Source organism: Streptococcus sp. GMD5S (genome assembly GCF_000298715.2).
Taxonomy (GTDB): Bacteria; Bacillota; Bacilli; order Lactobacillales; family Streptococcaceae; genus Streptococcus.
Map to the genome: position 1 here is coordinate 82,212 of NZ_AJRG02000006.1, position 14,587 is coordinate 96,798.

General features: G+C 41.2%; 19 protein-coding genes. 13 read left to right on the plus strand and 6 right to left on the minus strand.

The window, feature by feature from the left end:
* Positions 1–2: 2 nt before the first annotated feature.
* From rlmN to GMD5S_RS0204615, 3 genes are read left to right on the plus strand one after another with little or no spacing between them, the layout of a single operon-like run.
* Entirely contained in the window at positions 3–1,088 is a 1,086-nt protein-coding gene (gene rlmN, locus GMD5S_RS0204605) for a 23S rRNA (adenine(2503)-C(2))-methyltransferase RlmN (RefSeq protein WP_000804751.1), read from the plus strand.
* A 1-nt stretch (position 1,089) separates the two neighbouring features.
* The gene (locus GMD5S_RS0204610; protein ID WP_000163102.1) at positions 1,090–1,569 is read left to right on the plus strand and encodes a VanZ family protein; all 480 of its coding nucleotides are present in this window, start codon (positions 1,090–1,092) and stop codon (positions 1,567–1,569) included.
* Between the two features lies 1 nt (position 1,570).
* On the plus strand, positions 1,571–3,112 hold the full coding sequence (locus tag GMD5S_RS0204615) for an ABC-F family ATP-binding cassette domain-containing protein (RefSeq protein ID WP_000025360.1): 1,542 nt from the start codon (positions 1,571–1,573) through the stop codon (positions 3,110–3,112).
* A gap of 42 nt (positions 3,113–3,154) precedes the next feature.
* Here GMD5S_RS0204615 and GMD5S_RS0204620 read toward each other — a convergent pair whose 3' ends face one another.
* On the minus strand, positions 3,155–3,394 hold the full coding sequence (locus GMD5S_RS0204620) for a zinc-ribbon domain-containing protein (protein WP_000600214.1): 240 nt from the start codon (positions 3,392–3,394) through the stop codon (positions 3,155–3,157).
* A gap of 27 nt (positions 3,395–3,421) precedes the next feature.
* Entirely contained in the window at positions 3,422–4,228 is an 807-nt protein-coding gene (locus GMD5S_RS0204625) for a peptidylprolyl isomerase (RefSeq protein WP_000731940.1), read from the minus strand.
* Between the two features lie 217 nt (positions 4,229–4,445).
* Between GMD5S_RS0204625 and rpsP the strand changes: the two genes are divergently transcribed.
* The 6 genes from rpsP (at position 4,446) to GMD5S_RS0204655 (ending at position 7,559) form a co-directional block, all read left to right on the plus strand.
* A complete protein-coding gene (gene rpsP, locus GMD5S_RS0204630) occupies positions 4,446–4,718 on the plus strand; it encodes a 30S ribosomal protein S16 (RefSeq protein WP_000268760.1) in 273 nt (90 codons plus the stop codon).
* A gap of 19 nt (positions 4,719–4,737) precedes the next feature.
* Positions 4,738–4,977, plus strand: coding sequence for an RNA-binding protein KphA (kphA, locus tag GMD5S_RS0204635; RefSeq protein ID WP_000379615.1), 240 nt, complete (start codon positions 4,738–4,740; stop codon positions 4,975–4,977).
* Between the two features lie 41 nt (positions 4,978–5,018).
* A complete protein-coding gene (locus GMD5S_RS0204640) occupies positions 5,019–5,363 on the plus strand; it encodes a MazG nucleotide pyrophosphohydrolase domain-containing protein (protein ID WP_000654122.1) in 345 nt (114 codons plus the stop codon).
* Between the two features lie 618 nt (positions 5,364–5,981).
* Positions 5,982–6,500, plus strand: a complete 519-nt coding sequence (gene rimM, locus GMD5S_RS0204645; protein WP_001105876.1) for a ribosome maturation factor RimM — start codon at positions 5,982–5,984, stop codon at positions 6,498–6,500.
* Positions 6,490–7,209, plus strand: coding sequence for a tRNA (guanosine(37)-N1)-methyltransferase TrmD (gene trmD, locus GMD5S_RS0204650; protein ID WP_008289256.1), 720 nt, complete (start codon positions 6,490–6,492; stop codon positions 7,207–7,209). Before rimM ends, trmD begins: the two co-directional genes overlap by 11 nt.
* 11 nt (positions 7,210–7,220) lie before the next feature.
* Positions 7,221–7,559 carry an ATP cone domain-containing protein gene (locus tag GMD5S_RS0204655; protein WP_001196045.1) on the plus strand — a complete coding sequence of 113 codons (339 nt, stop codon included), beginning with the start codon at positions 7,221–7,223 and terminating at the stop codon, positions 7,557–7,559.
* 27 nt (positions 7,560–7,586) lie between these two features.
* Here GMD5S_RS0204655 and GMD5S_RS0204660 read toward each other — a convergent pair whose 3' ends face one another.
* Positions 7,587–7,907 carry a hypothetical protein gene (locus GMD5S_RS0204660; protein ID WP_001250031.1) on the minus strand — a complete coding sequence of 107 codons (321 nt, stop codon included), beginning with the start codon at positions 7,905–7,907 and terminating at the stop codon, positions 7,587–7,589.
* A 103-nt stretch (positions 7,908–8,010) separates the two neighbouring features.
* On the opposite strand from GMD5S_RS0204660, the gene GMD5S_RS0204665 reads away from it, so the two are divergent.
* The gene (locus GMD5S_RS0204665) at positions 8,011–8,229 is read left to right on the plus strand and encodes a YdbC family protein (protein ID WP_000807417.1); all 219 of its coding nucleotides are present in this window, start codon (positions 8,011–8,013) and stop codon (positions 8,227–8,229) included.
* 33 nt (positions 8,230–8,262) lie between these two features.
* On the opposite strand, the gene GMD5S_RS0204670 is transcribed toward GMD5S_RS0204665, so the two are convergent.
* The 3 genes from GMD5S_RS0204670 to gor form a co-directional block, all read right to left on the minus strand.
* Positions 8,263–8,820 carry a TetR/AcrR family transcriptional regulator gene (locus GMD5S_RS0204670; protein ID WP_001107630.1) on the minus strand — a complete coding sequence of 186 codons (558 nt, stop codon included), beginning with the start codon at positions 8,818–8,820 and terminating at the stop codon, positions 8,263–8,265.
* 392 nt (positions 8,821–9,212) lie between these two features.
* Entirely contained in the window at positions 9,213–9,749 is a 537-nt protein-coding gene (locus GMD5S_RS0204675) for a biotin transporter BioY (RefSeq protein ID WP_000709012.1), read from the minus strand.
* Between the two features lie 143 nt (positions 9,750–9,892).
* Entirely contained in the window at positions 9,893–11,239 is a 1,347-nt protein-coding gene (gene gor, locus GMD5S_RS0204680; protein WP_001209564.1) for a glutathione-disulfide reductase, read from the minus strand.
* 266 nt (positions 11,240–11,505) lie between these two features.
* On the opposite strand from gor, the gene GMD5S_RS0204685 reads away from it, so the two are divergent.
* From GMD5S_RS0204685 to GMD5S_RS0204695, 3 genes are all read left to right on the plus strand, one after another.
* Complete coding sequence (locus GMD5S_RS0204685) at positions 11,506–12,690, plus strand: efflux RND transporter periplasmic adaptor subunit (RefSeq protein ID WP_000827875.1); 1,185 nt, start codon at positions 11,506–11,508, stop codon at positions 12,688–12,690.
* Positions 12,674–13,375 (plus strand): ABC transporter ATP-binding protein, encoded by a 702-nt coding sequence (locus tag GMD5S_RS0204690; RefSeq protein WP_000733786.1) that lies wholly within the window; start codon positions 12,674–12,676, stop codon positions 13,373–13,375. Before GMD5S_RS0204685 ends, GMD5S_RS0204690 begins: the two co-directional genes overlap by 17 nt.
* Positions 13,376–14,587: ABC transporter permease (locus GMD5S_RS0204695; protein WP_016893684.1), on the plus strand; the 1,212-nt coding region annotated here is incomplete at its 3' end.

Consider the following 14,587-nt stretch of genomic DNA (forward strand, 5'->3'; position numbering starts at 1 on the left):
AGATGAAACCGTCTATTTATAGTTTAACACGTCAAGCCATGCAAGAATGGGTGTTAGAACAAGGAGAAAAGAAATTCCGAGCAGATCAGATTTGGGAATGGCTCTACCGTAAACGTGTCCAGTCATTTGAAGAAATGACCAACCTTTCCAAGGATTTGATTGCCAAGCTCAATGAGCAGTTTGTCGTAAATCCATTGAAACAACGCATCGTACAAGAGTCAGCTGACGGTACTGTTAAGTATCTTTTCGAGTTGCCAGATGGCATGTTGATTGAGACAGTACTCATGCGTCAACACTACGGTTTGTCAGTCTGTGTGACCACTCAGGTTGGCTGTAATATTGGTTGTACCTTCTGTGCGTCAGGCTTGATTAAGAAGCAACGTGATCTTAATAACGGTGAAATTGTAGCGCAGATCATGCTGGTTCAGAAATATTTTGATGAGCGTGGTCAGGACGAGCGTGTCAGTCATATTGTTGTCATGGGAATTGGAGAACCATTTGATAACTACAACAATGTGTTGAATTTCGTCCGCACCATCAATGATGACAAGGGGATGGCTATCGGTGCTCGTCACATCACTGTTTCAACTTCAGGTTTGGCCCATAAAATTCGTGACTTTGCTAATGAAGGCGTACAGGTCAATCTGGCTGTGTCTCTTCACGCACCCAATAATGAATTGCGCTCAAGCATCATGAAGATCAACCGTGCCTTTCCGATTGAAAAGCTCTTTGCAGCTATTGAGTACTATATCGAAACAACCAATCGCCGTGTGACCTTTGAATATATCATGCTCAATGAAGTCAACGATGGTGTTGAACAAGCCTTGGAATTGGCTGAATTGCTCAAGAATATCAAGAAATTGTCTTATGTAAACTTGATTCCCTATAACCCAGTTAGTGAACATGACCAATATAGCCGTAGTCCTAAAGAGCGCGTGATGGCCTTCTACGATACCCTCAAGAAAAAAGGGGTCAACTGTGTTGTCCGTCAAGAGCATGGTACAGATATTGATGCAGCTTGTGGACAATTACGCTCCAATACAATGAAACGTGACCGCCAGAAGGCAGTCGCAGCGGTAAATCCATAAAATGACTAAAAAAAGAGAATTAATCTTAAGATTGGGAGTGGCTATTTACAGTCTTTGCATTGTCTGTTTTTGTTTTACTCCCCAACCTCAACTTCCTACAGGAGTGGAAACTCCAGGTATTCAAACTTTTGGACGCCTGGTTTTTCTTTTAACTCCCTTAAACTCCTTTTGGAAACTGGGTGAAGTGACTAGTTTGGGACAAGTCCTTTGGATCTTTTTGCAGAACATTTTAAATGTCTTCTTGCTTTTCCCACTAGTCTTTCAACTGATCTATCTCTGCCCAAACTTGCGACAAACCAAAAAAATCATCCTTCTCAGCTTTCTACTGAGTTTAGGAATCGAGTGCACGCAACTGGTCTTAGACTTTTTCTTTGATTTTAATCGCGTCTTTGAGATTGATGATTTGTGGACCAATACCCTGGGAGGCTATCTGGCTTGGGTCCTCTATAAAGGACTGCATAAAAACAAGATAAGGAATTAGAATGAGTATTTTAGAAGTTAAAAATTTAAGTCACGGTTTTGGTGACCGTGCAATTTTTGAAGATGTGTCCTTCCGTCTCCTCAAGGGAGAACATATCGGTCTAGTCGGCGCCAATGGTGAAGGGAAATCAACCTTTATGAGCATCGTGACTGGTAAGATGTTACCAGATGAAGGGAAGGTGGAGTGGTCCAAATATGTGACTGCTGGCTATCTGGATCAGCACGCTGTACTAAAGGAAGGTCAAACCGTGCGTGATGTCTTGCGTACAGCCTTTGATGAGCTATTTAAAGCAGAAGCTCGTATCAATGACCTCTATATGGAAATGGCTGAAGACGGAGCGGATATCGACGCGCTCATGGAAGAAGTTGGCGAACTACAAGACCGTTTGGAGAGTCGTGACTTCTATACTTTGGATGCTAAGATTGATGAAGTAGCGCGTGCTCTGGGTGTCATGGACTATGGCATGGATACAGATGTAACAGCCTTATCAGGTGGACAAAGAACCAAGGTGCTTTTGGCTAAACTCCTCCTTGAAAAACCAGATATTTTGTTGCTTGACGAGCCAACCAACTACTTGGATGCTGAACACATTGACTGGCTCAAGCGTTATCTCCAAAACTATGAGAATGCCTTTGTCCTTATTTCGCACGATATTCCTTTCCTCAACGACGTAATCAATATCGTCTACCATGTGGAAAATCAACAGCTGACGCGTTACTCTGGTGACTATTACCAGTTCCAAGAAGTCTATGCTATGAAGAAATCTCAACTGGAGGCAGCCTACGAACGCCAACAGAAAGAGATTGCAGACCTCAAGGATTTCGTGGCTCGAAACAAAGCGCGTGTTGCAACGCGTAATATGGCCATGTCCCGTCAAAAGAAACTCGACAAGATGGATATTATCGAACTGCAAAGTGAGAAGCCAAAACCATCCTTTGATTTCAAAACAGCTCGTACGCCAGGGCGTTTTATCTTCCAAGCCAAGGACTTGCAGATTGGTTATGACCGTCCTCTGACTAAGCCTTTAAACCTCACCTTTGAACGCAATCAAAAGGTTGCTATTATCGGGGCAAATGGTATCGGGAAAACAACCCTCTTGAAGTCTCTCTTGGGCATTATTCCGCCAATCGCTGGGGAAGTTGAACGCGGTGATTACCTAGAACTTGGTTACTTTGAGCAAGAAGTAGAAGGTGGCAATCGTCAAACCCCTCTTGAAGCTGTCTGGAATGCCTTTCCTGCACTCAATCAGGCAGAAGTTCGTGCGGCCCTTGCTCGTTGTGGTTTGACAACCAAGCACATCGAAAGTCAAATTCAAGTCTTGTCAGGTGGGGAACAGGCCAAGGTGCGTTTCTGTCTCTTGATGAACCGTGAAAATAACGTCTTAGTGCTGGACGAGCCGACCAACCACTTGGATGTAGATGCCAAGGATGAACTCAAACGGGCGCTTAAAGAATACAAAGGAAGTATTCTAATGGTTTGCCACGAACCAGACTTTTATGAAGGCTGGATGGACCAAATCTGGGACTTTAACAAGCTAACTTAAAGGTGCTAAAAAAGCCAAGTCGAAATGACTTGGCTTTTTTGACTAGTAATTTAAATAGTTTTCAACTTCAGATTTCTCAATTTCTTTACCGTAGTGGCAAATCGGACAAGAAACGAAGTAACTTTTACCATAAGGAAAAAGTGGAATCCAGTAGAGGGTAAATTTGCGTCCAGTTTCTACGATCTCCCATGTGTCGACATTGTTACAGTGACCACATTCGATCGCTGTTTGCGTATGTCCCAAATCTTTCTGATAACCTTTAGAACCCCAAAATAAAATCATGTCATCGTCTCCTTATCTGTTGATGGCTTATTTTTTGCTGAAATCGTAGTCTTTTACCACTTCGATACTATCAATGGTGATAGCAGACGTTGGTTTGTCTTTCTCATCTTTTTCAGCCTTGGCAATTTTGTCAACAATATCCATGCCATCGATGACTTGACCAAAGACAGGGTGTTTGCCGTCTAGACTTGGATTTCCACCTTCTTTATAGGCTTCGATGATTTTCTTTGGATACTTGCTTGTAGGGAGTTTAGCTGAAATATCTGTTGAATTTTGGTTGATGAAGAACTGGCTACCGTTGGTGTTTGGTTGACCAGTGTTAGCCATAGCAAGGGCTCCTCGGATATTGTATAGGTAAGGAGAGATTTCATTTTTGAAACCAGTTCCCTTGTCCTTCGTTTTATCCTTATCATGCCAGATAGATTGGCCTCCTGTACCATCTCCCTTAGGATCTCCAGTTTGAACCATAAAGCCATCGATGACACGGTGGAAGGTGATGCCGTTATAGTAGCCTTCCTTAGCGTGAGTAAGGAAGTTTTCAACCGCAAGAGGTGCTAGTTTTGGAAAGAGTTTGATGCGGATATCGCCTTGATTTGTGTGTAAAATGACCTCAGCTTCGTCTTCAGCAACTTCCTTAGAAAGTTGAGGGAAGTTGGCATTGTCATTTGTCAAAGCGTCATTCAAATCTTTGGCAGCCTGAGCAGCTGCTTTTGAGCTTTCTTCAGCAGAGATACTAGAGTCGACATATTCATCACCACGGAGACCACGTTGGATACTAGTACATCCAACAAGGGCTACAGTTGATAGTAAAAGAAGGGTTGCTAGTTTTTTCATTGTTAACCTCTCAAAAATTCATTTCTACCATTGTACCTTAAAAGGAGTTTGATTTCAAATGTAAAAGATTTTACTAAAAATTTCTAGTAGTTAAAAAAATTAAGACTCTGTCAAGTTTTTTTCTTGACACCTGTCAGAAATCTGCTATAATAGAACATGTGCTAAATAGCTCAGCTATTTCACCGAAATAAAAAAATAAGAAAAGAGACATTAAAAAATGGCAGTTAAAATCCGTTTGACTCGTATGGGTTCTAAGAAAAAACCTTTCTACCGTATCAACGTAGCAGACTCACGTTCACCACGTGACGGACGTTTCATCGAAACAGTTGGGACTTACAACCCACTTGTTGCTGAAAACCAAGTAACTTTGAAAGAAGACCGCGTTCTTGCATGGTTGGCTGATGGAGCTCAACCTTCAGATACAGTTCGCAACATCCTTTCAAAAGAAGGCGTATTGAAAAAATTCCACGATTCTAAATTCTCAAAATAAGTTTAAAGTAGGTTGACAGATGGATACGATTGAAAATCTCATTATTGCGATTGTGAAACCTTTGATTTCACACCCTGATGCCTTAACTATCAAGATCGAAGACACGCCAGAGTTTTTGGAGTATCACTTGGATCTTGACCAAAGCGATGTCGGTCGTGTTATCGGTCGTAAGGGTCGCACTATCTCAGCGATAAGAACGATTGTCTACTCTGTCCCAACTGAAGACAAGAAAGTAAGAATCGTTATCGATGAAAAATAAAGAAAGCGGGACAGATGTCTCGCTTTTTTGTGGAGGAGAAGATGAAGGATTTAACCTTTAGACAATTACAAGCTTACTTACTCGAACATTACCAACAGTCTCGAACTGAGGAAGGCCTCTTTATCAAACTAGTGGAGGAAGTCGGAGAAGTAGCTGAGGTCTTGAATGGGCGCTCTGGTCGAAAAGAGGGCGTTCAGGACTCAAACGAGGAACTAGCCAAAGAACTGGCAGATATCATTCACTATACGGTTGCAATTGCGGCCATCAACGATATTGACCTAACCAAAACCATCTTTGACAAAGATAAGAAGTCTGCCATTAAGTATCAGCATGAAAGAGATTTGGAAGGATTTTTGAAGGGAGATTTGAGAAATATTGAACACTGATTATTTTTTAAAAATAGACTGGGCGATGTATATTGATTGGTTATTACGAATTATACAGATTTCGACTTTTATAGGTGTAATTTTAAAAATTAGTTTCCAGAATAAGGCCTATATTAATAATATCGAAATTCAGGCAATTAAACCAATCGAATTTGATTCCTTACTTACATACGAGATTTCATCATGTTTATGAGTTTAAACATAATAAAAATGATAAACATTATAACCATTTGATTTTTTATCCAAAAGAAGTTGATATTGAAATTGTAGAATTTTATTCTTTAATCTATGATTCAAAAAGTAATCGTTTAGTCGTTCAAGATAAAATACATACAGTCAAAAATTTAAAAAATTATACATGCTTATTGATTTATACAAATTTACCTGAGACTATACCTAGTTTAAGAATGAAATGGAAGACAAGTCAAGGTCAAATTGGGGAGTATACATTTTATAGTAATATGTATAACGGGAATATAAATATTTCTTCTTTTAAATATAAATTAACATTAAAGAGGAAACTACTAGCAATTTTGGGATTATAGCTGATTTTCTCCAACTTGTGAAAATCCCTGGAACGTGATAAAATAAAGGATAGAAATAGATACAGGAGACAAGATGAACTACTTTAATGTTGGGAAAATCGTCAATACGCAGGGTCTACAAGGTGAGATGCGAGTCTTGTCTGTGACGGATTTTGCTGAGGAACGGTTTAAAAAAGGGGCAGAGCTGGCTTTATTTGATGATAAAGACCAGTTTGTCCAAACAGTGACCATCGCAAGTCACCGTAAGCATAAGAACTTTGACATTATCAAATTCAAAGACATGTACCATATCAATGCGATTGAAAAGTACAAGGGCTATAGTCTCAAGGTCGCCGAGGAAGATTTGAACGATCTAGATGATGGAGAATTCTATTATCACGAGATTATCGGTTTGGATGTTTACGAGGGTGATAACTTGATAGGAACTATCAAGGAAATCCTACAACCGGGAGCCAACGATGTCTGGGTGGTAAAGCGAAAAGGTAAGCGAGATTTGCTTTTACCTTACATTCCGCCAGTAGTTCTCAATGTTGATATTCCAAACAAGCGGGTCGAAGTGGAAATCTTAGAAGGACTAGATGATGAAGATTGATATTTTAACCCTCTTTCCTGAGATGTTTTCTCCGCTGGAACACTCGATTGTTGGGAAGGCTCGAGAAAAAGGGCTCTTGGATATCCAGTATCATAATTTCAGAGAATATGCTGAAAAGGCCCGTCATGTTGACGATGAACCTTACGGAGGCGGTCAGGGGATGTTGCTAAGGGCTCAACCCATTTTCGATGCCTTTGATGCTATTGAAAAGAAAAATCCGCGCGTCATTCTCCTCGATCCAGCTGGAAAGCAGTTTGATCAGACTTATGCTGAGGATTTGGCTCAAGAGGAAGAACTAATCTTTATCTGCGGTCATTATGAAGGGTATGACGAGCGCATCAAGACCTTGGTAACTGATGAAATTTCCCTAGGAGACTATGTTTTGACTGGAGGAGAATTGGCGGCCATGACCATGATCGATGCGACTGTGCGATTGATACCGGAAGTGATTGGTAAGGAGTCTAGTCACCAGGATGATAGCTTTTCTTCGGGTCTTCTCGAATATCCTCAGTACACTCGCCCTTATAACTATCGAGGTATGGTCGTGCCAGATGTGCTCATGAGTGGGCACCATGAAAAGATTCGCCAGTGGCGGCTGTATGAGAGTCTAAAGAAAACCTACGAACGCAGACCTGACCTGCTAGAAAACTATAAACTGACAGCCGAAGAAGAAAAGATGCTGGCTGAAATCAAAGAAAACAAAGAATAAAGGAGAACCTTATGCAAGTAATCAAACGTAATGGAGAAATTGCTGAATTTGATCCAGATAAAATTTACCAAGCTGTTCTAAAAGCAGCCCAAACAGTTTATGTTTTGACTGATGACCTACGTCAAAACTTAGCTCAAGTTACTAAAAAAGTCGTTTTGGACTTGGAAGAAGCAAAAGTAGAACGTGCCACTATCAGCATGATCCAGTCAATGGTTGAGCACCGCTTGCTTGGAGCTGGCTACATTACAATCGCAGAACATTATATCTCTTATCGCTTGCAACGCGATTTGGAGAGAAGTGGTTATGGCGACCATATCGCTGTTCATCTTCATTTTGAACAAATTCGTTAAGAAAAAGAGTGGGATGCAAAGAACATCTCACTCTTTCTTAAATAGATTTTTCTGAGCTTTTTGTACGGTTGAGGGAACAAAACGAAGTCGTTTAATATCACTGATACGAATGATTCGGGTCACGTTTTTTGAAAAATTTTTGACGATAATTTGTTGGCGATTAGCATCGTGTTTAACAATATCACCCGTAAAACTTGTCTCAGCAAGTATGACATGAACAGCCGTCTTTCTTTGGATGGCTTGTTCAATCATAGCAGTGAGGGAGTTATCCTCGATTTGAGGATGATCATCATTCCCATTGAGAAAACCATGTAGTTTATCTAGAACTAGTTTGAATGTCTGTCTCATAGAATCCTCCCTTCTTATATATCCACATTATATAAAATTTTCCTAAAAACCACAAGATTTTTACGAATAGACTATAGAAAGCATATCACATAAAGGAGTTAAAATGGCAGAATTTACATTTGAAATCGAAGAACACTTGCTCACCTTGTCTGAAAATGACAAAGGATGGACAAAAGAACTAAATCGCGTTAGCTTTAATGGTGCCCCTGCAAAGTTTGACATTCGCGCTTGGAGCCCAGACCATACCAAAATGGGCAAAGGAATCACGCTTTCCAATGAAGAATTTCAGGTAATGGTCGATGCCTTTAAAGGGCAACAATAAAAAGAATCTTGAGTGCAACTCAAGATTCTTTTTTTAGGACACAATATAGTCACACAGAGAAGTTTTAGACAATTGAATAAAAGTCTCTCTATACTCTTCAGGTGGTGTTGGATCATCCTTACGAATCCAGACTTCAATGAAAGAGATTGCCATGGTCGTAATGATATAAGCGATGTCCTCTTTATTAAAATTATATTTCAGTTGGTAATTGACATTCTTTAGTACCCACTCTGAGTATGTTCCACGCAGAAATTCCTTCCAACATGGGTCGACTTGTGTGGTATACAAGGTGTTAACAATTTCCCTTTTTTCGTATATGAGAGGAAGTATATGGTCTGCTAAAAAGCTGATAGGATCTCCATCATTGCTAGGGCAGTACTTATTAAAGACGTTAAAAAAGTGCTGATTGGTCTCTTCGTGAATGTATTCGATAATATCTTCAAAGTTGTTAAAATGCTTTTGATAAATCGCTTGTCGTGAAATACCAGCTTCAGCAGCAATTTCAGTCATTGTAAAGGAACTACGCTGAGGATTTTTCTTAGCTAGTGTGATGAGAGCTCTAATGATTAGCTCACGAGTATTCTTTGCCATAGAATTACCTTTCTACTTATAATTATTTACAGTTATTTTTGAATGAAGAAAAATCAGAATGTTCAAGTTAATATAAACAATCAATGAACATTAAATTTTCTGAATCTTTTAGGTAGCTCTATTGTATCACAAATAATTTATAAAATATAGCTCAATCATTGAAAATGCGTTTTCTGAAAAGTATACAATTGCTAAGAATCCAAAATCAATGGAAGCTTATTTGGTTTGAATCAATTAGAATACTTTTCTACTTTGCATATCGTGAATAGCTGTAATTTGAAGAATAAAACGATTAATATTCATACCGGTATAAGAATAGTCAAGTAGCTAAATAGTGTACAGTTGATTCTTAGAAAGGAAATAGTCCAGAACAATTGTTCTGGACTATTCTTTTATCTTGAAAAATATGGAAGGCTGTTCAATCGTTCGAGTAGGGGACGACTAATGAAACTAATGGCAATAATCTTACCAAGATCAGGGAGGATAAAGGGAAGGACACCGACAGCTAGTGCCTTATCAAATGGCATCCCGGCAAGGAAGTGGAGGCTGAGAATACCTCCGACAAAGACGAGTGAATCGCCCAAGAGGTTGGCTAGGAAAATGCGAATGTAGCTACTTTTTTGATGGATGAGATAAGATGTAAGTCCAGCATAGACAAGGTCGAACCAAAGATAGCCTGCACTTGGGCCGACTAAAACGTGAAATCCAGCTCCTCCCCCTGCAAAAACAGGTAAACCAATGGCACCCAGCAAGAGATAGAGAGCTACAGATAGAACAGCTTCTCTGGGTCTAAAAACAGTAGCAATCAGACCGATCGCAAAGTTTTGCAGAGTGAAGGGGACAGGACCGATAGGGAGACTGATTTGTGCCAATACGGCGATGAGAGCAGCACCTATAGCAGGGATAGCATAGATATGAGCTTTTTTCAAAACTGTTAACCTCTTTTCAAAATTATAGTAACTATTATACTAATTCAGAAACAAAAGTCAACCTATTTTTGGAATCAAGGTAACAATTTTGTAACGGCCGATTTTGCAAGTAAAAAGAGACCTCAAGAGGTCTCTTGCGATAATTAGCGCATGGTCACAAATTCTTCTGAAGCGGTTGGGTGGATTGCTACTGTAGCATCAAAGTCCGCCTTGGTTGCTCCCATCTTAATAGCAACAGCGAATCCTTGAATCATCTCATCCACTCCGTAACCAAGTCCGTGTAGGCCAACAACTTTTTCGTCAGTACCTGCAGTGATGAGTTTGAAGCGAGATTCTTGACGATGGCTTGTAACGGCTGAGTACATTGATGCAAAGCTTGACTTGTAGACTTTGATGTTATCTTGGCCGTATTCTTTGATGGCTTGATCTTCAGTTAAACCGACTGTTCCGATTGCTGGGTGGGAGAAAACAACTGTAGGGATAGTCGTGTAGTCCATCTTGGCGTTTGTTTTCCCGTTGAAGAGGCGTTCAGATAGGGTACGTCCTGCCTTGATGGCTACTGGGGTCAGTTCTTTCTCACCAGTAACGTCTCCAAGAGCATAGATGCCATCTACAACTGTATTTTGGTATTCATCGACTTGGATAAATCCACGTTGGTTGAGTGTAACTCCAGCCTTTTCTAACTCCAGACCGTCTACATTTGGACGGCGACCGGTAGCCCAGATAACTTGGCTGGCAGTGTGACTAGAACCGTCTTCGAAATGAATGGTAATACCTTGCTCCGTTTCTTCGAGCTTGACGGGTACCTTATGTGTGTGCAAAGGTAGACCTGTTTTTTCCATTTCATTGACAAGACCTTCAACGATGTAGCTGTCAAAACCACGTAAAGGACGATCTCGGCGGACGAACAAATCAGTTTTTACACCGAGTGCATGGAGAACACCAGCTAGCTCAACCGCGATATAGCCTGCGCCTAGGATAGCAACGGATTCAGGAAGTTGCTCCCAAGCAAAGACATCGTCTGAGCTACCACCGAGTTCAGCTCCAGGAATAGTTGGAATGCTTGGTCGAGCACCAGTCGCAATCACGATATGCTTTGCACGAATCAATTCACCATTAACGCTGACTGTATGAGCATCAACGAAATGAGCACGACCTTCAATCAAATCAACACCGTTGCGCTTGAAACTTCCATCATAAGACGAGCGGGCACGATCGATGTAGGCTTCACGATTTTGACGAAGTTTAGCAAAATCAAATTGAACATCTGAACTTGTAAAACCGTAGTCAGGGCCGTAGTGGTGGAGGCTTTCAGCGATTTGCGCTCCATACCACATGATTTTCTTAGGAACACAGCCGACATTGACGCAGGTTCCACCTAATTTTTTCTCCTCGATAACAGCTGCTTTAGCCCCGTGTTCACCAGCTCGGTTCATAGTGGCGATACCGCCACTTCCTCCACCGATGGCGATGATATCATATTCTCTCATAGAAAACTCCTTATAGCTTTGATAGTCATATTCTATCGTTTTTATTTTTTGAATGCAAAAATCTGCTACGATAAAAAAATTATAAAAACGCTTGCCAAATTCAAAAAGATATTGTATTATATATCTAGCACAATAATCCAATAAACGAATACCGAATGAAATAATGATCCTGAATTGTCATTGTTTCCATCTGAACTGTCATTGTTTGGGCTTGGTGTTTCTGATATAATGGTTTTTGTAAGGCAAAAGAATAAAGGAGCTTAAAAATGAAAAGAAATAAGAAGGCAAAAAAATGGCAATTATACACAGCGATTGGTGTTGCCAGTGCTATTGTTATCGGTGCTGCGGGGATTTTGATTTTTAGACAACCTTCCCAGTCAGCAGTCAAGGAGGAAACCTCTCATATCGTTACTGCTAAGGAAGGTTCTGTTGCTTCATCGGTTCTCTTATCAGGTACGGTTACAGCAAAAAATGAACAATACGTTTATTTTGATGCTAGTAAGGGAGATTTAGATGAAATTCTCGTTTCAGTCGGGGACAAGGTCGAAGAAGGGCAAGCTTTGGTCAAATACAGCAGTGCAGATGCTCAAGCTGCCTATGATGCAGCTGATCGTGCAGTTGCAAAGGCAGACCGTCATATCGAGGAGTTAAACAAAGCTCGTGAGAATGCATCAGCTACACCAGCTTCTCCACAGGTTCCAATAGAAGCTGGACTCCCAGAACAAGCGCAAGCAGCGACTTCTTCAGTATCTTCTATTGATTCTCAAATCAGTGATGCCAAGGATAACCGTGCAGATGCTGTTGCTCAACTCAACAAGGCTCAAGCTCAGCTAGATGCTGCAACTGTCCTCAGTACACTAGAAGGGACTGTAGTTGAAGTTAATCGTAATGTTTCCAAATCGCCAACAGGTAATAGCCAAGTGGTAGTACATGTCGTAAGTAATGAAAACTTGCAAGTCAAAGGGGAGTTGTCTGAATACAACCTTGCTAACCTTTCTGTTGGGCAAGAAGTTACCTTTACTTCGAAGGTTTACCAAGATAAGAGCTGGACAGGAAAAATCAGCTATATTTCTGATTATCCTAAGAACAATGGAGAAGCAGCGAATGCAGCTCTTGGAGGAAATACTGGATCTAAGTACCCTTATACTGTTGATGTGACCAGCGATATCGGTGAGTTGAAACAAGGTTTCTCAGTCAGTGTTGAAGTCAAAAACAAAAGTAAAGCCATCCTTGTTCCTTTAACCAGTGTTGTTACCGAAAATGACAAAAACTATGTCTGGGTCGTTGACGACCAGAAAAAAGCGAAGAAGGTAGAAGTTACTTTGGGGAATGCGGACGCAGACAACCAAGAAATTACTTCAGGTGTGACAGACGGAGCCAAGGTCATCAGTAATCCAACATCTTCCTTGGAAGAAGGAAAAGAGGTGAAGGCTGATGAAAAAACTAATTAGTCTCAAAAATATCTGCAGGAGTTATCGAAATGGTGACCAAGAACTGCAGGTCCTTAAAAATATCAATCTAGAAGTTCATGAAGGTGACTTTGTTGCTATTATGGGACCTTCTGGTTCTGGTAAGTCTACCTTGATGAATACCATCGGAATGTTGGATACACCAACTAGTGGAGAGTACTATCTTGAAGGTCAAGAAGTGGCAGGTCTTGGAGAGAAACAACTGGCCAAGGTCCGCAACCAGCAAATCGGTTTTGTCTTTCAGCAGTTCTTTCTCTTGTCCAAGCTCAATGCACTTCAAAACGTCGAATTGCCCTTGATTTACGCGGGTGTTTCGGCTTCTAAACGTCGGAAATTGGCTGAGGAATTTCTGGAAAAGGTTGAGTTGACGGAGCGCAGTCATCATTTGCCTTCTGAGTTATCAGGTGGTCAAAAGCAACGTGTAGCAATTGCGCGTGCCTTGGTAAATAATCCCTCTATCATCCTAGCAGACGAACCCACAGGAGCCTTGGATACCAAGACAGGAAATCAAATTATGCAACTGTTGGTTGAGTTAAACAAGGAAGGGAAAACCATTATCATGGTCACGCACGAGCCTGAGATTGCTGCCTATGCCAAACGCCAAATTGTCATTCGTGATGGGGTCATCTCATCAGACAGTGCTCTGGTAGAAAAGGAGGAAAACTAGATGCAGAATCTGAAATTTGCCTTTTCATCCATCATGGCCCACAAGATGCGTTCCTTCCTCACCATGATTGGGATTATCATCGGAGTTTCATCTGTCGTCGTCATCATGGCACTGGGAGACTCCATGTCTCGTCAGGTCAATAAAAACATGACCAAATCACAGAAGGATATCCATGTCTTTTTCTCTCCTATCAAAAGCAAGGATGGTTCCTTTACGCAGAAACAATCCGCTTTGACAGTCAGCGGGAAAGAAGAGGATGTTCATGTTGAACCACCAAAACCACTAGAATCCTGGGTCAAGGAGGCTGCTAAACTTAAAGGAGTAGACAGCTACTATGTCACCAACTCGACCAACGTCACCCTATCTTATAAGGATAAGAAAGTTGAACGAGCGACTCTGACAGGCGGAAATAGCACCTACATGAACGCAGTTGAAAATGAAATCGTTGCGGGTAGAAGTCTAAGACCGCAAGACTACAAGGAATTTGCCAGTGTGATTTTGCTGGACGAAGAACTAGCCAAGAGTTTGTTTGATAGTCCAGAAGCTGCGGTTAATCAAATCATCTCTGTTAATGAATTTAGTTACCGTGTGATTGGTGTTTATACTAGTAATGAAGCTAAAACTGCTAAAGCCTTTGGGATTGGTGGTCTTCCAATTACGACCAATATTTCTCTCGCAGCCAATTTTAATACTGATGAAATCTCGAACATCGTCTTTCGTGTCAATGATACTAGTCTAACGCAGACCTTGGGACCAGAGTTGGCTCGAAAATTGACTGAGATTGCTGGTCTTCAGCAAGGGGAGTACCAAGTTGCGGATGCAACTGCCGCCTTCCAAGAGGTACAACAACTATTTGGTTTTATGACAACGATCATCAGTGCCATCGCAGGAATCTCTCTCTTTGTCGGGGGAACTGGTGTCATGAATATCATGCTGGTCTCGGTGACAGAACGCACGCGGGAGATTGGTCTACGAAAAGCTCTCGGAGCTACTCGGGCTAATATCTTGGTACAGTTTTTGATTGAATCCATGATCTTAACTTTGCTAGGTGGTGTCATCGGTCTTGGGATTGCTGCTGGAATGACCATGTTAGCTGGAGTATTGCTTCAAAACATGATTGCAGGTATCGAAGTTGGGGTTTCCCTCCCAATCGCTCTCTTTAGCTTGGCTGTGTCAGCCAGCGTTGGGATGATTTTTGGAGTCTTGCCAGCC